General features: G+C 70.4%; 12 protein-coding genes. 6 read left to right on the top strand and 6 right to left on the bottom strand.

Translation table 11 applies throughout. The annotated features are described in order from the left end of the window. Positions 1–114 precede the first annotated feature (114 nt). Positions 115–807, bottom strand: a complete 693-nt coding sequence (locus AC07CM_RS18755) for a helix-turn-helix transcriptional regulator (protein WP_478877501.1) — start codon at positions 805–807, stop codon at positions 115–117. Further along, positions 800–2,452, bottom strand: coding sequence for a GMC oxidoreductase (locus tag AC07CM_RS18750; protein ID WP_478877500.1), 1,653 nt, complete (start codon positions 2,450–2,452; stop codon positions 800–802). The genes AC07CM_RS18755 and AC07CM_RS18750 overlap by 8 nt, the downstream gene beginning before the upstream one ends. 1,292 nt (positions 2,453–3,744) lie before the next feature. Here AC07CM_RS18750 and AC07CM_RS18745 point away from each other — a divergent pair. Continuing rightward, on the top strand, positions 3,745–7,305 hold the full coding sequence (locus AC07CM_RS18745; RefSeq protein ID WP_478877499.1) for a BTAD domain-containing putative transcriptional regulator: 3,561 nt from the start codon (positions 3,745–3,747) through the stop codon (positions 7,303–7,305). A 1,058-nt stretch (positions 7,306–8,363) separates the two neighbouring features. Here AC07CM_RS18745 and AC07CM_RS18740 read toward each other — a convergent pair. Together AC07CM_RS18740 and AC07CM_RS18735 are read right to left on the bottom strand one after the other, a co-directional pair. Beyond that, positions 8,364–9,476, bottom strand: coding sequence for a sensor histidine kinase (locus AC07CM_RS18740; RefSeq protein ID WP_478877498.1), 1,113 nt, complete (start codon positions 9,474–9,476; stop codon positions 8,364–8,366). Continuing rightward, entirely contained in the window at positions 9,473–10,141 is a 669-nt protein-coding gene (locus AC07CM_RS18735; protein WP_478877497.1) for a response regulator, read from the bottom strand. The genes AC07CM_RS18740 and AC07CM_RS18735 overlap by 4 nt, the downstream gene beginning before the upstream one ends. Positions 10,142–10,336: 195 nt before the next feature. Between AC07CM_RS18735 and AC07CM_RS18730 the strand changes: the two genes are divergently transcribed. Beyond that, positions 10,337–11,599, top strand: a complete 1,263-nt coding sequence (locus AC07CM_RS18730) for a DUF418 domain-containing protein (RefSeq protein WP_478877496.1) — start codon at positions 10,337–10,339, stop codon at positions 11,597–11,599. A gap of 82 nt (positions 11,600–11,681) precedes the next feature. Here the strand turns inward: AC07CM_RS18730 and AC07CM_RS18725 are convergent, their stop codons facing one another. Together AC07CM_RS18725 and AC07CM_RS18720 are read right to left on the bottom strand one after the other, a co-directional pair. After that, positions 11,682–13,241 (bottom strand): GMC family oxidoreductase, encoded by a 1,560-nt coding sequence (locus AC07CM_RS18725; protein WP_478877495.1) that lies wholly within the window; start codon positions 13,239–13,241, stop codon positions 11,682–11,684. A 71-nt stretch (positions 13,242–13,312) separates the two neighbouring features. Then, a complete protein-coding gene (locus tag AC07CM_RS18720) occupies positions 13,313–13,582 on the bottom strand; it encodes a hypothetical protein (RefSeq protein ID WP_478877494.1) in 270 nt (89 codons plus the stop codon). A gap of 440 nt (positions 13,583–14,022) precedes the next feature. Here AC07CM_RS18720 and AC07CM_RS18715 point away from each other — a divergent pair, with 440 nt between their 5' ends. From AC07CM_RS18715 to AC07CM_RS18700, 4 genes are read left to right on the top strand one after another with little or no spacing between them, the layout of a single operon-like run. Further along, a complete protein-coding gene (locus AC07CM_RS18715; protein ID WP_478877493.1) occupies positions 14,023–15,951 on the top strand; it encodes a maleylacetate reductase and hydroxyquinol 1,2-dioxygenase domain-containing protein in 1,929 nt (642 codons plus the stop codon). Between the two features lie 17 nt (positions 15,952–15,968). Continuing rightward, positions 15,969–17,741, top strand: coding sequence for an FAD-dependent oxidoreductase (locus tag AC07CM_RS18710; RefSeq protein ID WP_478877492.1), 1,773 nt, complete (start codon positions 15,969–15,971; stop codon positions 17,739–17,741). 11 nt (positions 17,742–17,752) lie between these two features. Continuing rightward, entirely contained in the window at positions 17,753–18,511 is a 759-nt protein-coding gene (locus AC07CM_RS18705) for a CoA transferase subunit A (protein WP_478877491.1), read from the top strand. Next, on the top strand, positions 18,508–19,137 hold the full coding sequence (locus AC07CM_RS18700) for a CoA transferase subunit B (RefSeq protein WP_478877490.1): 630 nt from the start codon (positions 18,508–18,510) through the stop codon (positions 19,135–19,137). Before AC07CM_RS18705 ends, AC07CM_RS18700 begins: the two co-directional genes overlap by 4 nt. Positions 19,138–19,147 lie beyond the last annotated feature (10 nt).

The raw sequence follows: 19,147 nt of genomic DNA, 5'->3' as shown, positions 1-19,147 counted from the left end.
GATGGGAGGAAGGCGGGAGACACGAACGAGGATAGAGGACGGTCGAACACGAGGAGAAAAAGAGACCCCCAGCACAACACCACCCCGCTCCCCCCCCCCGCTTCCTGTCGTACCTCAGGCCTGCACGTAGGCCGACTGCACGGTGGGCGGCCAACTGTCGGTGGTCAGCAGGCCCATGGAGTAGGCCTTCGAGGCCAGTTCGGTTCGGTTGACGGCCTTGAACCTGCGCATCAGAGCCGTGATCCGGTACTCCACCCCGCCCCGGCTCAGGTGCAGAACGGCCGCCAGCTTGCCCGTGGACATCCCTGCGGCGACGCCTTCCAGGATCCTGGCATCCATCGGGGCGAGCAGCATTCCACGCTGAACCATTGCCTGCGCCTTGCCGACCCGGGAAGTCCGGCCCACCAACACCAGAATGGAATCGACCTCACCGAGTGACCTGACCACCGATACGGCGATCAGCTCACCGAACAGCAGCGCGCCGTCCTGCCTGACCGCGATGAACTTTCCCCCGACACGGTCGCGCTTACCGGCGCTGAGCAGTTCCAGATCGCGGCCTATGGATCGTCGTGCCGTCGGATGCAGGAACGCCGAGAACGGACGACCGTAACTGTCCTGGGGATTGCGGCCGAACTGTGCGAGGAAGTCGATGTTGGCTTCACGCAGGCACAAAGAACGATCCAGCGTGGCCATGCACAGCCCGGACTGCTCGAACATCAACCGGAATATCTCACCGTACTTCGATTTTTGCTTCGTCGCGGTTGACGAAACATGGGCCACCGTCGTGGCACGCGTTTCATCAATCACGGTGTGAATCCTTGACGTCCTCCCGGATGATGCGCTCGACGTTCCGCTCCGCCAGCGCCGTGATGGTCACGAACGGGTTGACGCCGATGCTGCCGGGTATGAGCGAGCCGTCGGTCACATAGAGGTTCTTGTACCCGGTGACGCGGCCGTAGTTGTCGGTGGCCCTGCCGAGGACGCAGCCGCCGAGCGGGTGGTAGCAGAAGTCGTCGGCGAAGGCCTTGAGCTGCTTGCCGAAGAGGTCGTACCGGTAGATGGTGGTGTTGACCTTGTTGATGCGGTCGAACAGCGACTTCGCGGCCGCGACCGCGGGCGCGTTCTGCGCCCTGGTCCAGCGCAGGTCCGCCCGGTCCTTGGCGGCGTCGTAGACGAAGGTGCCGCGCTCCGGGTTCTTGGTGATGGCCAGGTACAGGCTGACCCAGGTCTCCAGGCCGGCGGGCATGGGGGCGATCTCGGCGAAGACAGGGTTGTCGGGGTTGTCCCAGTCGTCGATGCCGAGGGCGGGGATCGACGACTGCCTGGCGCCCGTGGGGTTCCACACGTGATTGGCCCGGGCGGTCATGACGTTGCCGTTGGGGCCCCAGCCGCTGCCGATCTCGGGGCTGAGCTCCGCGAGCGTGCCGGTCTCCCGGGCACGCAGCAGCAGTTCGGTAGAGCCGAGGCTGCCGGCGCCGAGGAAGAGGTGGCGACAGGAGATCTCCTTGGTCGCGAGCAGCTTGCCGCCGGCGTCCTTCTGCTCGACGGTCAGCAGGTAGGTGCCGTCGTTGCGCTGCCGGATCGTCTTGACCTGGTGCAGGGTCTCGATGACGACGTTTCCGGTGCCGAGGGCAGCGGCCAGATAGCTCTTGTCGAGAGAGACCTTGCCGTGGTTGTTGCCGTAGATGACCTCGGCGGCCAGCGCGGACCTGGGCACCGTGCCGTCCGCCTCACGGCGCATGTAGTCCCAGTCGTACACGTTGGGCACGAAGGTGGTGCCGACGCCCGCCTTCGCCGCCTGCTCCCGCCCGACACGCGCGTACTTGTACCACTCCGTCTGCTCGAACCAGGCCTTGTCGATGTTCCTCACGTGGAGGCCGGTGTTCGCGCGCGGGAAGTACGTGCTGTACATCTCGTCGGCGTCGACCTGGGGCAGCACCTCCTCGAAGTACGAGCGCCGGGGCGTGACCGCCATGCCGCCGTTGACGAGCGAACCGCCGCCGACACCGCGTCCCACGTACACGGACATCTGCTCGAAGTTGACCCGGTCCAGTACACCGGCGTAGGGCTCGATGTCCCGGTTGGCGACGTCGAGCCACAGGAAGGAGCCGAGCGGAGCCTCGGTACGGGTCTTGAACCAGCTGGAGCGCTTGTCGGGCTGGAGCATCCCGCAGAAGACGTCGCCGTCGGGACCCGGCTCGTTCCACAGCCGGCCCATCTCCAGCATCAGGGTGGATACTCCCGCCTCGCCGAGACGCAGGGCGGAGACGGCCGCGCCGTATCCGGTGCCGACCACGACGGCGGGGACGAACGTGCCGTCGGAGACACCGGCCGCGGTGGCGGCGGCGGCCCGGGGGGCCGCGGTGATCGTGCTCTGCCCTGCGACTGCGGCGGCGCCCAGGGCCGCCAGACCGAGCATGCGGCGACGCGACAGGGACTGGTGTGCGTTCATGTGCTGTGCTCCTGAGCGGGGAAAGAGGAAAAAGAGGAGTCGGAAGGCCGGCCGGACCTGCGCGGCCTGGTGTGTGTCCGGTGAAGTGCGAGAGCGGTCGCCGACATCCGGATCGGGTTCGCGGACGTTGCGGAGGCCGGGCCATGGGCGGACGGCCACTCAACGTGCGGAAGAGGGCGTGAGGCATGGTTCGCTCACGGGCGGACCCACGCTCCATACGTGAGTCTTCGGGCGTGCGCCGGGCCGAGCGGCGGCCGGTGGAACGCGGCCGGTCCGGGCCGTCCCGTACCAGGGACCGCGGCGGGCACTGGTGAGACGCCTCACCACGGCGCGCGGACTCGCTCCAGCCGTCCTGCCCCGGCGCCGGCGGGTGACCGGTGACGCGTGCCCGCGCCCGTTCACCTCACGATGTCATCGACGACCTCGGGCGGCCGAGCGCCGGCAGGCGGATCGGGTGGTGTCCGGCCTTCCGGCGGTCGAAGCAGCGGTTTTCCGCCAAAAACACGGTGAAAGCAGCAATTCCGAGAACAGGTCCTCGGACGAGTCATTGCACCAGCCGGTGAACTGCCGGAAATTCCTGGTTCACCTGCTGGACGGTCAGTGCGATATCGAGGCTTGCCACGCACAGGCCCGGAGCTGCAAGTGCTGTACTCAGCAAGAAAAGGCTCCCTGTCCGAAACTTGAGCACGAATCAGTCCGAAGGCCGGTGTGCGGTCGTCGGACCGTCTGCAGGGGCGTCATCGGCCCTGGACCAGCAGTGTCTCCGGACACCGGAATCGTGCGTCACCGCCCTTGCAGGGTCCTGGTCGAGCCACTGACGGCCCCTTGCCGTCGGCCGCCGCCCTTCTGCCGCCCCACTGGACGGAATCCTTGCCCAAAGCCTGCCGATTTCTTGCCGATCGGAGCAAGGCGGTGGCCTGAGGCTCGTCGCGTTCCTCATCACGGGGCCGGATTTCGCGGCACGATCCGCTGGGCCCGAAGCAGCCCGGCGCGTCCGCCACCGCCCTGGGACACCGTGTCGCGCGTCACCCGGACCGCGGCCTCCCGTGGCTCCGCCGCAGCCTCCGCGGTCGACGATCCCCCGACGTACTTACCCGTCGGTATCGGCCATCAGCGTCCATGCACGCGCAAGAGCCACCTGTCACGACCGCGGGTAACACGATTACGGTTTCTTCATGATCAGTTCTACCCAGTACCCGCTCTTCCGTGATGTAGCCGAAATCACCGACGGCACTTCACCGCTGCCGACCGTCGGCATCGACTCCGGCCGCGGCTGAACGATGGGGACCGTCATGCCCGTACCCCCGACCGCGAACGGGTCACCCACGAACACCAGCCAGGCCGAGCCCTTTCTGAGCGTTCTGGGACCCATGTCGGCGCACCTCGACGGACACGACCTCCCGCTCGGGCCGCCGCGCCGACGGACGCTGTTGGCCCTGCTGCTCATCCGTCTCGGCCGCGTAGTGCCCACCGAACTGCTTGTGGAGGAACTGTGGACTGACGGAGCGCCCCGGCACGCCGTCGCCACCCTGCAGAGCCATATCTCCCATCTGCGCCGATCACTGCACGCGGCGGCGGGACCGGGTCGTCCCTCGGTGCTGCGTCACAGGACACCCGGCTACGTCCTCGACCTCGATCCCGAGCACGTCGATGCCTGCCGCTTCGAGCGTCTGGTCACCGACGGACGGCGGCTGCTCAGGCAGAGCGATCCGGGTACCGCGCAGGCCCGGCTCACCGAGGCCCTCCTGCTGTGGCGCGGTTCGCCGTACGCGGAGTTCGACAGCCATCCGCCGCTCAGCGACGAGTGTGCCCGACTCGAACAGATCCGGCTCACCGCCGTGGAGTCCCGCGCGGAGGCGCGGCTGGCTCTCGGCGCGGCCGAGGAGGTCGCCGCCGATCTGGACGGGGAAGCGCGCCGTCATCCCACACGCGAGCGACTGGTCGGCCACCTCATGACAGCACTGTCCCGACTCGGCCGACAGGCCGAGGCGCTGGAGGTGTACGAGCGGACGCGCAGCCATCTGGCCGAGGAGTTCGGTGTCGACATCGCGGCCGAACTGCGCCAGGTCAGAGACCTGATAGTGCGCCAGGAGCCGGCAGCGAGCGCTGCGTCCGAGAAGCTCCCTCCCGCACAGCTCGCGTCCACCGGCCCCTCCCCTGCGCCGCCGGTGAGGAACGAGACCGCAGTCGGCGCGCCACCACCGGGCTCGGCAAGCTCCGACGGCTCCGACAGCACGGCCGCCACCGATCGCGGGCACGGCAGGGTGGTGGCGACCGACGACGTCCTCGCGGCAGCCGGCTCACCGTCGTCCGTCGGACGCGACGGGAACACGGGGACCGATGCGCGTCCGAAGGCGCGGGCCGATCTGCCGCCCGGGGCACGGGCGGAGGCCGACGGCGCGCAGGACGGCAGAGCACGGTGGCGAGGCTTACCCTGGCCGGCGTACGAGCCGGCAACTGCCCATGGAGCCGACGCGTCCCCGGAGCCCGAGTCGGGGCGGGCGGCTGCCCCGTCACCGTTCACCGGCCGCGGCCAGGAACTCGACCGTCTGACGGCCGCTGCCGCGAGCACCGCCGTGGGCCACGGCCACGCGGCCGGCGTCCTCGGCCCCCCGGGCGTCGGCAAGACCCGCCTGCTGCTCGAACTCGCCGCACGTCTGGAAAGCATGGCGGCGCAGCAGGAGGACACCGGTCTGGAGGTCGTCTGGAGCCACTGCTTCCCCGATGAGGGCGTCCCCGCCTACTGGCTGTGGACCCAGGTCCTGCGGCGGCTGTCCGCCACCCGGCCGGACGCCTTCCGGGAGGCGATACGACCGTACGACGCCCTGCTCGCCCCGCTCATACCCGAACGGTCGGCGGCCCGGACCGGAGACCCCGGCGTGTCCGCCAACGGGCCCCAGGACCTCTTCCTCGCCCATGACGCCGTCTGCGAGGTGCTGCTCGACCTCGCCGGGCAACACCCGCTCGTGCTGCTCCTCGAAGATCTGCAATGGGCGGACACCGCCTCCCTCGACCTCCTCAGGCTGCTGCGCACCCGGTGCCAGGGCCATCCGCTCGGGATCGTGTTCACGGCCCGGGAGTTCGAGGCCGAGTCGGACGGGACGCTGCGCCGGATCGTCTCCGACGTGTTACGCGGGCCCAGAACCGAGACGCTGCGGCTGGGCGGGCTCTCCCTGCACGGCATCGCCGACCTCGTCGAGGCACATGCGGGGTCCGGTGTGGATCCGAACGTCATCGAGGTACTGCACCGGCGCAGCGAAGGCAACCCGTACTTCGTGATGCAGTTGCTCTCCCTCGTGGGCGACCCGCGCCGACTCCGTCGCCCGGACGCGGCCGACGTACTCCTGGCGCACATTCCCACCGGCATTCGCGAGGTGCTGCACCAACGGTTCGCCGCGCTGCCCGAGCCGGTACTGCGGCTGCTCCGGCTGTGCGCCGTCATCGGCACCGAGGTGGACACCGACCTGCTGCACCGGACCGCCACGCCCGACGAACCGGTCGCCACCGGTCTCGAGGCGGCCCTGCGTGCCGGTCTGCTCGGGGAGGAGCCGCATGATCCGGGGCGGCTGCACTTCACGCACGCCCTGGTCCAGGAGACGCTCATCGACGAACTGCCCCGTGCGGACCGCCACCACCTGCACGCCAGGATCGCCGAGGCCCTGGGCGCACGCCGGAACGGGCAGATGGGCGACGAGGAGCGGGTGGCGCATCACAGCTGGCACGCCAAGAGCGTGCTGCCCGTCGCCCAGGTGCTGCCCCGGCTGCTGCTCGCCGCGGAACACGCCGAGCTGTCCATGGCGTACGAGCAGGTGGAGATCTGGCTGCGCCGCGCCCAGCACCTGATCGGGTTCCTGCCTCCGGACGATCCCGCCATGGTGCGGCTGGAGCAGAAACTGCACATCCAGCTCGGCCAGGTACTCGCCACCACGCGCGGCTACGGAGACCGCGAGGCCGAGACGGCCCTGACGCACGGTCGCGCCCTGAACGCGGCTACGCAGGCTCCCGAGGATCCGTCGGTGCTCTGGGCGCTGTGCGCGGCGCACCTGGTCACCGGCCGCTACGACACCTCGCGGCAGCTGTCCGGCCTGCTGCGGGACATCTCGCGCCAGACCCGGGAGCCCGTGGCGGCGCTCGGCGCGGCCTACGGCGAGGGCATCGTGCTGCATGTGCGCGGAATGCTGCCGCAGGCGCTCGTCGAACTGGAGCACGCCGTCGACACGGCGGACCGTGTGGCCGACGAGGGCCATGTGCTGGCACGTACCTTCCAGCACGACCCGCGCGTCTCCTGCCGCTCCTACGACACCTTCACCCACTGGCTCCTCGGGAACCGGCAGGCCGCCGATGCGCGCCGACGGGAACTACTGAGCATCACCGAGTACGAGAGCAGGCCCTCCGACCGCTCCTTCGCGCTGTACGTGGACGGGGTCGTGGCGGCCTGGGAGGGTGACGTCCACACCGCGCTCACCTCGAGCGACGAGGGTGTCCGGGTCGCGGGCGAGTACGGACTGCTCTACTGGAAGGCGATGCTGGGCGTCGTCAAGGGGTGGGGCCTGGCGCAGGCGGGAGACCCCGACGACGGTCTGACCCTCATACACACCTCACTGGCTGAACTGGGTCGGTCCGGGACGTATGTACGACACCCCCTCCACCTGGGCCTGCTGGGGCAGGCGCAGGTGGACAGCGGGCGTGCCGAGGCGGCGAGGACCACCTTCCGGACGATGCTGGCCGCGGTCGGACAACGCCGTGAGCGTGTGTACCTCCACCCCGCACTGCCCGCGACCCCGCTGCTGCACGAACTGCTGGGCCGGGGCGCCGACGAGTGGCTCGACCCGACCGGTTCCCTGTCCCCGTGAGGCACCACTGCGGGATCCCGACAAGCGGTGGCCCGGGCCGTCCGGCTCCCGGAGAGCCACCGCTCGCGCGGTCGCGGACGTCGCCGCACGGCGCTGACACCGGCGTTTCGAGGCCGGAGACTCCCACGGGAAGACACTGCTCCCCATCGTGGGGCGCGGCGCCGTCCGCGTCACACCCGCCGCTGTCCCGTACGACTTCGCCGACCGGTGGAGCAGTGGGTGGTTGCGGTTGCCCAGGCCTCTCGGAGTCGCTCGGCCAGGTCTGCGGGGACTTCCTCGGCGATGTGGTGATCGCGCGGCCCGCCGAAGCGTGGACCTCCCTTCTTCGGGTGAAGCGTGTCAGGCGGATCGTCATGCAGCTGCCCTCCTCGTGGGCCCGGATGTCCTGGTGACATCCCTCGCCGCAGGAGTCGGGGCCCGTCATGGCCGCAGGCTCCACGTCGCGGAACACGAGCGGTCGACACGCGTGTCGCCTACTCAGAGTCCCCGCAAGCTCCTGCCATGGCCATCCGCCAGGAGTCGGGAACAACCCGCCAACTGGCCGGCACCGGCCTTGCCACCTGGAGGTCTGCCCCTGCGCGCGAACACCTGCTCCTGGCCGAGAGGCGGCTCAGGAAACGCAGGAGACCCAACCTGGCAACGTGCTGCAGGCCATCCGTATGCCGGACACGGGTCCCGGCGGATCCGGCGGGCCGCAGGGGACTGATCGCCGCCGCTCTTACCGGTGCGCCTGGAGGCCTTCGGCAAGCTGTCGGTGGCTGTCGGTGGCTGTGCCGCCAGCCGACGGGCACCCGGACGGCCTCGAAGCGCGGGTGACCGTCGCGGAGACCGGCGTGCGCCTGCTCGACGAGGACCGGCACCTTCGTGGGCCACAGCCGCACCGCCGGCAGCCCGGCTCCCAAGGCGATCACCCCCAAGGCGACCACCGCTGACTGGAGACCAGCCACCGTACCGAGCCGGCAGGCCAGGGGGCGAGAAGCACCGGGAGCCGGGACAGACGGGGCAGACCGGCGGTGTGCGGCCGACGAGCCGGCGGGCGGGCATGTCGGCAGGCGCGGTCACCGGTTCCGCTCGACGGGCAGTTCGAGGCAGAGCTCGTAGCCCCCTTCGGGCGTGGGACCGGCTGTGACGGTGCCGCCGAGGAGTTCGGCTCGTTGCGCCAGGCCGACCAGGCCGTGGTGGGCGCTCGGGAGGGGGAACGCGGGTCGGGTGCGGGCGGTGTTGGTGATGGTGGCACGGAGGGCACCGTCTCTGTGGTTGATGCGGACTGTCGCACTGGCGCCGGGAGCGTGTTTGCGGACGTTGGTCAATGCTTCCTGGACGGTGCGGTAGACGGCGCGCTGCACCGTGGGCGGAAGGTTGTCGGGCAAGTGGGTTTCCAGCCTCGTCTCGATGCCGCTGGCGTCGACCAGACGCTGCAGGTCGGCGAGGGACGGCTGGGGGGTGAGCTCCGTGGGACTGCTGCCGGAGGCCCGCAGGACACTGACCATCTGCCGCAGCTCGTCCAAGGTCTGCACACTGAGGCAGCGCATGGCGGCCGCAGCCTCTCTCGCTTCGGCGTCCTGACTGCTCACCTGGAGCGCGCCGGCCTGCACGGCGATGAGGCTGACCTGATGGGAGACCACGTCGTGCATCTCCCGGGCCAGCTGCGCGCGTTCCTTCGCCAAAACGCTCTGGGCGGTCAGGAGCCGCTCGTGCTCGCGAGCCTCGCTGATGTCGGCGAGCCGCACGGACAGTTCGCGTCGGGCCTGGACGAGTTGGCCGAGGAAGACGGGAGCGGCCGCGGTTGCCAGGTCGAAGCTGAGGCGGAACAGGGTGCTCGTCCGGGACAGCTCTGTGGCGTCCAGGGCCGACCACGGCCAGGGCAGGAAGTCGATGACCGCGTACGTCAGGGCACAGCCGGCCAGCAGGAGACGGTGGCGGCTGAGCGAGGAGAGCGTGTACAGCGCGGCCGTGGGGGCGACCACCGCGTCGGTGATCAGGGCGGTGGGGAGCGTGAGGACGAAGGTCGTCAGGGGCAGGCGGCGGCGCAGCAGGAGGGCAAGGGCGCCGAGCAGTGCGCAGGCTGCCGCCGGCTGATCCGCGACGCCGACGTTGACCCATCCGTCCGCCAGCGCGAGCCCAACGAGGACGATGTCGAACAGCAGAGCCGGCGGCCGTCGGGAGCTCACCGCGCGCCATCGTCCTGCGAAAGCGCGAGCAGACCCGCACGCTCGGCGACCAGCACCGCCTGGACGCGGCTGCCGACCTCCAGTTTGCCGAGCACGTTGGTGACATGGCCCTTGACGGTGCCGGTGCTCAGATGCAGCCGTTCGCCGATGTCGGGGTTGGCGAGTCCTTCGGCCATGAGGACCAGTACGGCACGCTCGCGCTCGGTCAGCCGGGCCGCGAGGCGGACAGCGGTGGGCTCGCGGACACCGTTGTCGAGGTAGCCGTCCACCACCCGGCGCGTGACCTTGGATGACAGGACGGTCCCGCCTTCGGCCAGGAGGCGCACCAGCTGGGGAAGCTGCTCGGGGTCGGTGTCCTTGAGTACGAATCCGGCCGCGCCCGAACGCAAGGCGGTCGCCACGTATTCGTCGGCGTCGAACGTCGTGAGCATGGCGACCACCGGAGCCTGCGGCATGCGTCGGAGCTCGGCGAGAATGGTGAGCCCGTCCACGTCCGGCATCCGGATGTCGAGCAGAACTACCTCGGGATGCAGCTCCCGCACCGTACGGACGGCCTCAGCGCCGGGTACCGCCGCGGCGACCTCGATGTCGTCCGCCGCATCGAGGATGTGCGTGAAGCCCGTGCGGATCAAGGCTTCGTCATCGACCACCAGTACCCGGATCACCTGCGCCCCGCTCGTCGCATGTCCCCCTACGATGCGTACCCCGGCGCGGGCCGTCGTCGGGCGGCCGGGACGGAATTCCCGCCGATTGGCAGCGTGGCCCCGGCCGACAGGCAGGGGTGGCCCCGACCGGCCGGTGGGGTGTTTTCGGAAGGTCACCGGAGTGGGTGAGGCGGTCCGACGGTGAACCCATAAGGCATGACCCAGACAGCACCGGCGGTCGAGCCGACAGAGGTGACACCGTCGCTTGAGGAAGATCACTCCTCCGCCCCCACCGACAGGACCTCGGCCGCGCGGCTGATCGGTATCGACCTGGCCCGCGGCCTAGCGGTCTTCGGCATGTACTCCGCCCACGTCGGGCCCGATGTGACGGTAGGCGGTCCGGTGGGATTCCTGCTGGAGACGGCCCGTGGTCGCTGCTCCACCCTCTTCGCACTCCTCGCCGGCTTCTCGCTGATCATCATCACCGGCCGCCCGCATCCCCGTACCGGGCGCGCGGGCCGTCAGGCGGTAGCCAGGGTGGTGATCCGCGCCGTCGTCCTGTTGGCGCTCGGCTACGTGTTGACCGCCCTGGACACCGACGTCGCCGTGATCCTCAGCTTCTACGGACTGCTCTTCCTGGCAGTCCTTCCGCTGTACCGGTTGCGGGCGGGGTCGCTCGCCCTCATCGCCGTCGCGAGTGCGGTGGTCCTGCCCCAGGTCCTTTACACGGTCAGAACGTCCATCGAGGACGGGAACTGGGCGGACGCCTTCACTGCCCACGACCCGTTGGCCCTGATCAGCGGTACGGACGGAGTTATCGAACTTCTGTTCACGGGTGAGTATCCGGTGCTCACCTGGTTCCCGTTCCTGGTCGCAGGCATGGCAGTGGCGCGGCTCGACCTCACCCGGCCAGGCATCAGGGTCCGGCTCGCGCTCGTCGGCGGGGCGCTCGCCCTGCTGGGCTACGGCGGCTCCTGGCTCTCCCTGCGTCTGGTCCCCCACGCCCTGTCCACCGTCGCCTCCGCCACGGGCGCCCGCTCGGCATCGTCCGCCTGGTGGTCCGACACCGTCGGCGAGCCCGAGGGGCACACCCCGCTCGCCTGGTTGCTGGTGGCCGCACCGCACAGCCAGACGACGTTCTCCATCGTCGGCAACACCGGAGTCGCCCTCGCCGTGGTCGCCGTGTGCCTGACCGTGGCCGACCGGATGCCGCGCCTCACCCGCCTGGCCGCACCCGTTGCCGCGGTCGGCATGACAGCGCTGACCGTGTACGTCCTGCACATCGTCGCGCTGTGGTTCTTCAGAGATGTCTGGTACGTGCCCGCGATCGAAGGCGAGACCCTGTCCGCCATGCCAGTGCTGCTCGGCTTCATTGCAGCCGCCACGCTCCTGGCGACCGTATGGACCCGTCATTTTCGGCGCGGCCCCTTGGAGCACCTTCTCCACGTCGCGACTCGGTCGGCACGGAACGTCACATAGGGCGGCTGCGGGGTGGGCGGGCCTGGCTCGGTCGTCGCGCCAGGCCCGCTCCATGTGCCGTCGGTGGCCGGCAGCGGGCTCGTCATCGCCCGGCTCCCCTGATGAGGTCGGCCGCCTTCTCCGCGGCCATGATCGTGGGCGCGTTGGTGTTCCCGCGCGTCACCGACGGGAGGACGGAGGCGTCGACGACGCGCAGGCCCGCCACGTCGAACACGCGCAGCTCCGGGTCGACCACCGATCCGATGCCACAGGTCGACGTCGGGTGGTACAGCGTCTGCCCGGAGCGCTGGGCCCAGGCAAGCAGGTCCGCGTCCGAGTGCGAGGCCGGCGCGTCGCCGTACGCTCCCGTGACCAGATCGGTCACGGCCCGCTGCGCGGCGATCTCCAGGGCGATCCGGAGCCCGGCGACGATCGCGTCCCGGTCCGCGGCGGTCGTGAGGTAGTTGTGCACGATCCGGGGCGCGACGTCCGGGCGAGGAGACCTCAGGGTCACGGCTCCGCGGCTGGTCGGGGCCAGCACGCACGGGCCGAAGGCGAAGCCGTGCTCGGTGACCGGGCCGAGCCCCTCCTGGTGGAAGAGCACGGGGGCCGCGTGGAACTGCAGGTCCGGGGCGTCCAGGCCGTCGCGGCTGCGGAAGAAGCCACCGGCCTCGCCGATGTTGGAGGTCAGCGGGCCGCACCCCTCGCTCTGCAACAGCGCGGCGTTCTCCGGGCTCGCCGCGCTGAACAGCGACTCGACGTCGGTGCGGAAGTTCAGCAGGGTCATGTAGTGGTCCTGCAAGCCCCGGCCGACCGGCAGATCGCGCACGACGTCGATACCGAAGGCGGACAACGCGGCGGCGGGCCCGATGCCGGACAGCATCAGCAGCTTCGGGGACTCGTAGGCGCCCGCGGACAAGATCACCTCGCGCTCGGCGTGGACGACCTCGACAGTGCCGCCCCGCTCCACCTCCACACCCCTCGCGCGGCCGCCCTCGATCACCACACGGTGGGCGCGGGCCGAGGAGAGCACGGTGAGGTTCTGGCGTTCGAGCACCGGGTGCAGATAGGCGACCGCCGCGCTGCAGCGCATGCCGCCGCGCTGGGTCAGTTGGTAGCGCCCGACACCGAACTGCGTCTCGCCGTTGAAGTCGTCGTTCGGCTTGTGCCCGGCCTGCACCGCGGCCTGCACGAAGGCCGAGGAGAGGGGGTGCTCCGACCGGCCGTCGCTGACCGTCAACGGTCCGCCCACTCCGTGGAAGGCGTCCTCGCCGCGCTCGTTGTCCTCGGAGCGCCGGAAGTACGGCAGCACCTCGTCGTACGACCAGCCCGTGGCCCCGGCCGATGCCCAACCGTCGTAGTCGGCGCGGCTACCCCGGATGTAGATCATCGCGTTCATCGAGCTGGAGCCGCCGAACATCCTGCCGCGGGGCAGATAGGTCCGCCGGCCGTTGATCCCCGGCTCCGGGTCCGTGTCGAGGTCCCAGTCCAGGTCGGACTTGAACAGCTGGGGGAAGGCGGCCGGAATGTGGACCTCCTCCGCGGTGTCCGGACCACCTGCCTCGATCAACGCGACCCGGACCGTGGGGTCTTCCGACAGGCGTGCCGCCAGCACACAACCCGCGGATCCCGCGCCGACGATGACGTAGTCGTACATGCTCATCCCAACTCCTTTGGTCGAAAGGCACTTCTGAAGAGACAAAACCGAAAGGGTGCTTCTCTCGAAAGGCGCTTTCAGGCCCTCGCCGGACGGAGCGCGCGAGTGAGGAAGTGGAGCTGATCGGCCAGCGCTCGCTGCTGCCAGGGACCTTCGACGTCCAGATGGTCCACGGGGTACTCGCGCAGTTGCGCCCACCGACCGGCCTTCTCGGCGGTCCGTGGCGCTGCGCCGGACGGCGCGATGCGGTCGTTCGCGCCGACCTGCACCAGGAGCGGGCACGCCAGGCGTCCGGCGAACGTGATGGGCCGGTTCAGCCCGACCTTCAACGCCGCGCGTGCGCACACCTCATTGCGAAAGGTCCGGCCGGCGAACGACGCGCAGATCTTCAGGGCGAACCGCGGTGCACGGCTGTGGCCGGGCGTCGCTCATCGCCGGTGTCCCGACGGCGAGTGAGCGCGCGACCAAGGCCTCGTGTTCCGGTTCGAACGGTTCGCTCCGCGCCGGCTGCAGCGCCGGTCGAGGACGACGAGGACCGTCCCGAGGAGGTCCGGCTCGCGATATCGGCGGAGCGCCGTCGGACGCGCCCGGTGCGGTCGCCTGCGGCGAGGAACCGACGTACAGCACATCTGGAACCGCCTCCCCCTCCAGGCGGCCCGCCACGGCACACACGCGTGTTTCGTGCAGTGGGCCGCGTGGATCGTGCAGGAGTTCACGCGAACGTCACACACATACTCGGTGACTCAAGCGACCGAAGCGACCGGATGACACGCGGAGGCAGAGTTCAATGCAGACGTTCGTCCACACATCCCACCCCGCGCGGGTGGTCTTCGGTGCCGGCACCGTCGGCCGCCTCGGTGAGGAGATCGATCGGCTCGGCTGCTCCCGGGTGCTGCTGCTGGCCGGCGGGCCCCTCGCGGCGGCCTCCGCAAGGGTTCGCCAGGCGCTCGGCAGCCTCCTGGTGGCGGAGTTCGACGGCGCGGCCATGCACACCCCGGTGGAGGTGACCGAACAGGCTCTCGGCGTGCTCAGGGAGTCCTCCGCGGACTGCATCGTCGCTGTCGGCGGCGGTTCGACCACGGGTCTGTCGAAGGCGCTGGCCCTGCGCACGGGGCTGCCGCAGGTAATCCTGCCGACCACGTACGCCGGCTCCGAGGTGACCCCCGTCCTCGGCGAGACCCGGGACGGACGCAAGGTCACCCAGTCGTCTCCCGACATCCTGCCCGAGACCGTCATCTACGACGTCGACTTCACCCTCACCCTGCCGCTCTCCCTGACGGTCACGAGCGGCGTCAACGCGCTCGCCCACGCCGTCGAGGCCCTGTACTCCGCCGACGCGAACCCGGTCACCGACCGGCAGGCCCTCGACGCGATCTCCCGCATCGCGCGGGCGCTGCCCCGCCTCGTCGCCGACCCGGCCGACCCGGAGGCGCGCGCCGACCTGCTGCACGCCGCCTGGCTCGCCGGGACCTGCCTCGCCACGGTGGGTATGGGCCTGCACCACAAGCTGTGCCACACCCTCGGCGGCAGCTTCGATCTGCCGCACGCCGAGACCCACACCGTCGTCCTGCCGCACGCCATGGCCTACAACGCGCCCGCGGTGCCCGGCGTGATGCGCCGCATCGCCGACGCCCTGGGCGTGCCCGACGCCCCCAGCGGCGTGTACGACCTGGTCGCCTCCCTGGGCGGCCCCGCCTCGCTGCGCGGCCTCGGCATGCCGGAGTCAGGCCTCGCCGGCGCGGCCGAGCTGGCCACCTCGACGCCGTACCCGAACCCGCGCGAGCTGACCACGGAGGGCATCGCGGAGCTGCTGGCCGACGCCTGGCACGGGCGCCGGCCCGAGGGTCCTCCCGCCACGGAAGCCAGGCTGGCCCGGCTCACCGAACAGGTCGTGGCAAGCTTCGCACAGGCCCCGAACCCGCGGGTGCGCGACCTGCTGAGCGACCTGGTCCGACGTCTGCACACGTTCGTCGCCACCAACGAAGTCACCGATGCCGAATGGCAGTACGCCATCGACTTCCTCACCCGCACCGGCGGGATCTGCAGCCCGACCCGTCAGGAATTCGTGCTGCTGTCGGACACGCTGGGCGTCTCCAGCGCCGTGGATCTGCTCACCAACTCCCGTACGCCCAGCACCACTCCGTCCGCCGTGCTCGGCCCCTTCTACGTGGAGGGCCCGCCCGAGACCCCGCACGGCGCCGACATCTCCGGAGGGCTGCCCGGCACCCCGCTCTGGGTGGATGTGCGGGTCACGGACACCGACGGTGAGCCGGTCAAGGACGCGGTCGTGGACGTGTGGCAGTCCAACGAGGACGGTTTCTACGATGTCCAGCTCCCGGACCTGGAGGGGCCGGTGCTGCGGGCCCGGCTGGGCACGGACACCGACGGGCGGATCACGTTCTGGTCCATCCTGCCCTCGGAGTACCCGATCCCCCAGGACGGGCCGGTCGGGCAGATGCTCGCCGCGGTCCGGCGCCATCCCTTCCGGGCCCCGCACCTCCACTTCATGATCGACGCGCCCGGCCACCGCCGGCTCGTCACGCAGCTGTTCGTGTCGGGCGGCTCCTACCTGGACAGCGACACCGTCTTCGGCGTCAAGGACGAGCTCGTCGTCGACTTCGCGCCGCAGTCCGGCCCCACCCCCGACGGCCGCCGGGTCGACGGCGAGTGGCGCCGGCTCGAATACACCTTCCGTCTCGCCCCCCTGGCCGGATGACCGAGGAGCGCCCACCCATGACCACGACCGAAGCGCACGACATGTACGACACCGATGTCCTCGTCGTCGGCAGCGGCCCCGCCGGCGGTTCCGCCGCACTGCTGCTGGCCACTTACGGCATCCGCAGCCTGCTGGTGACGAAGTACGGCTGGCTGGCCAACACGCCGCGGGCGCACATCACCAACCAGCGCACCATGGAGGTCCTGCGCGACCTGCAGGTGGAGTCCGAGGCGCTGGCCCTCGGCAGCCCGTCCCACCTCATGGGCGACACGGTGCTGTGCACCGCGCTGACCGGGCACGAGATCGGCCGTATCCGCAGCTGGGGCACGGGGCCCGCGACGGCGAGCGAATACGCGTCGCAGAGCCCCTGCGAGATGATCGATCTGCCGCAGACCTACCTGGAGCCGATCCTGGTGAACAACGCGGCGGCCCGCGGCGCCAAGGTGCGCTACGACACCGAGTTCCTCAGCTTCACCCAGGACGAGAACGGCGTCACCGCGCTGCTGCGCGACCGGGTCCGAGGCGACGAGTTCACCGTACGGGCCCGCTACCTGATCGGCGCGGACGGCGGGCGCAGCACGGTCGCCGAGCAGCTCGGCCTCCCCTTCGACGGCCGTATGGCCAAGGCCGGCAGCATGAACATCGTCTTCAAGGCCGACCTCACCCGGTACTGCGCCCACCGGCCGAGCGTCCTGTACTGGGTGCTGCAGCCCGGGGCGGAGACGGGCGGCATCGGCATGGGCCTGGTGCGCATGGTGCGTCCGTGGAACGAGTGGCTGCTGGTGTGGGGGTACGACATCGAGCGGCCGCCGCCGGAGGTGGACGAGGAGTCGGCGCGGCAGATCGTGCGCGACCTCATCGGCGACCCCGACCTGCCGGTGGAGATCACGTCGACCTCGCTGTGGACCGTCAACCACAGCTACGCCTCCGCCTATTCGTCCGGGAGGGTCTTCTGCGCGGGCGACGCGGTGCACCGTCATCCGCCGTCCAACGGGCTCGGCTCCAACACCTCCGTCCAGGACGCTTACAACCTCGCCTGGAAACTCGCGATGGTGGTCCGCGGCGAGGCCGGCCCCGAGCTGCTCGACACCTACTCCGCCGAACGGGCCCCCGTCGGACGGCAGATCGTCGAGCGGGCCAACCTCAGCCGTGACCAGTTCGGTCCGATCTTCGAGGTGCTCGGCATCGGTGGTGGCGGCGACGACAAGGCCATAGCCGACGGGCTCACGGCTATAGGCGCACCGACCCCCGAGGGCGCCAAGAAGCGGCGCCTGCTCGAAGAGGCGATCCAGCTCAAGAACTACGAGTTCAACGCGCACGGCGTCGAGATGAACCAGCGCTACGTCTCCTCCGCGGTGCTGCCCGACGACGGACCCGACGAAGTCTGGGAGCAGGACCGGGAGCTGGTGCACCAGCCGACCACCCGACCCGGCGCGAAACTGCCGCACGCGTGGCTCGTCGACGGGCAGGGCGAGCGCGTGTCCACGCTGGACGTCGTCGGGCGCGGCACCTTCACCGTGCTGGCCGGCCTGTCGGGCGGCGTCTGGGACACGGCCGCGACCGCTTGCCAGGCGGAACTCGGTGTGCCGCTGCGGGTGGTGCGCGTAGGCGACGACAACTGCCGTGACGCGTACGGCGAATGGAGCCGCGTCAGCGAGATGGCCGAGGACGGGGTGCTGCTGGTGCGTCCGGACGGCTACGTCGCCTGGCGCCGCGCCACCGCCCCCGAGAGCGCTCGGTCGGCCCAGGACGAACTGCTCGGCGCGCTGCGCCGGGTGCTGGCCCGGTAGGAAAGAACGGCATGGACAAGGTGATGGCCACGGCCCGAGAGGCCCTGGCGGATGTGACGGACGGACGGTCGTTCGCCGTCGGCGGCTTCGGGCTGAGCGGCGTCCCGGAGGTGCTCATCGGTGCTCTGTACGAGAGCGGGGCGAGCGATCTGGGGATCGTGTCGAACAACTGCGGAGTCGACGGCCGCGGCCTCGGCATCCTGCTGGCCGCGGGCCGTATCGCCCGGGTCACGGGCTCGTACATCGGCGAGAACAAGGAGTTCGCCCGCCAGTACCTCGCGGGCGAACTGGAGGTCGAACTGACGCCGCAGGGCACGCTCGCCGAGCGGCTGCGGGCGGGCGGCGCGGGCATCCCGGCCTTCTACACCCCGGCCGGCGTCGGCACGCAGGTCGCCGACGGCGGACTGCCCTGGCGCTACGCCGCGGACGGCTCGGTCGCCGTGGCCTCGCCGCCCAAGGAGGTGCGGACCTTCGACGGCGTGGACCACATCCTGGAACACGCCATCGTCACGGACTACGCGCTGATCAGGGCGGCCCGTGGAGACCGCCACGGAAATCTCGTCTTCCGCCGCGCGGCGCGCAACTTCAACCCGCTGGCCGCCATGGCCGGACGCGTCACCGTCGCCGAGGTGGAGGAACTGGTCGAGCCGGGCGTCCTCAGCCCCGACGAGATCCATCTGCCAGGGGTGTTCGTGCAGCGTGTCGTGGCGCTGACCCCCGAGCAGGCGGCCGACAAGGGAATCGAGAAGAGGACGGTGCGCGAGCGATGAGCTGGAGCAGGGCCGAGATGGCGGCGCGCGCGGCGAGCGAGCTGAGGGACGGCGACTACGTCAACCTGGGCATCGGGCTGCCCACCCGCGTGGCCGACTTCCTGCCGCCGGGCGTGGACGTCGTCCTGCACTCGGAGAACGGGCTGCTCGGCGTCGGACCCTACCCGTCGCCCGACGAGGTCGACGCCGACCTCATCAACGCGGGCAAGGAGACCGTGACCGTACGACCGGGAGCGTCCTCCTTCGACTCCTCGCTCTCCTTCGGCATGATCCGCGGCGGCCACATCGACACCGCCATCCTGGGCGCGCTCCAGGTCTCGGCCCGCGGCGACCTCGCCAACTGGGCGGTCCCCGGAAAGATGATCAAGGGGATGGGCGGCGCGATGGACCTCGTCCACGGCGCCGGCCGGGTCGTCGTGCTCATGGAGCACATGGCGAAGGACGGCACCTCCAAGCTCGTTCAGGAGTGCACGCTGCCGCTCACGGGCCGCGGCTGCGTGGACCGGATCATCACCGACCTGTGCGTTCTCGACGTCACGCCCCAGGGGCTCGAACTCGTGGAACTCGCACCGGGCGTGACGGCCGATCAGGTCGCCGTCCGGACACCCCTGGCCCTCCATCGATAGACCTGTGGGA

The organism is Streptomyces sp. NPDC044061, assembly GCF_056434305.1.
The sequence above is the reverse complement of the archived record's forward strand: the minus strand, read 5'-3'. Positions and strand labels throughout refer to the sequence as shown.

Coding starts and splice junctions, on each gene's coding strand:
- AC07CM_RS18750 (WP_478877500.1), bottom strand. CDS start 2,452: ATGAACGCACACCAGTCCCTGTCGCGTCGCCGCATGCTCGGTCTGGCG.
- AC07CM_RS18745 (WP_478877499.1), top strand. CDS start 3,745: ATGCCCGTACCCCCGACCGCGAACGGGTCACCCACGAACACCAGCCAG.
- AC07CM_RS18730 (WP_478877496.1), top strand. CDS start 10,337: ATGACCCAGACAGCACCGGCGGTCGAGCCGACAGAGGTGACACCGTCG.
- AC07CM_RS18725 (WP_478877495.1), bottom strand. CDS start 13,241: ATGAGCATGTACGACTACGTCATCGTCGGCGCGGGATCCGCGGGTTGT.
- AC07CM_RS18715 (WP_478877493.1), top strand. CDS start 14,023: ATGCAGACGTTCGTCCACACATCCCACCCCGCGCGGGTGGTCTTCGGT.
- AC07CM_RS18710 (WP_478877492.1), top strand. CDS start 15,969: ATGACCACGACCGAAGCGCACGACATGTACGACACCGATGTCCTCGTC.
- AC07CM_RS18705 (WP_478877491.1), top strand. CDS start 17,753: ATGGACAAGGTGATGGCCACGGCCCGAGAGGCCCTGGCGGATGTGACG.
- AC07CM_RS18700 (WP_478877490.1), top strand. CDS start 18,508: ATGAGCTGGAGCAGGGCCGAGATGGCGGCGCGCGCGGCGAGCGAGCTG.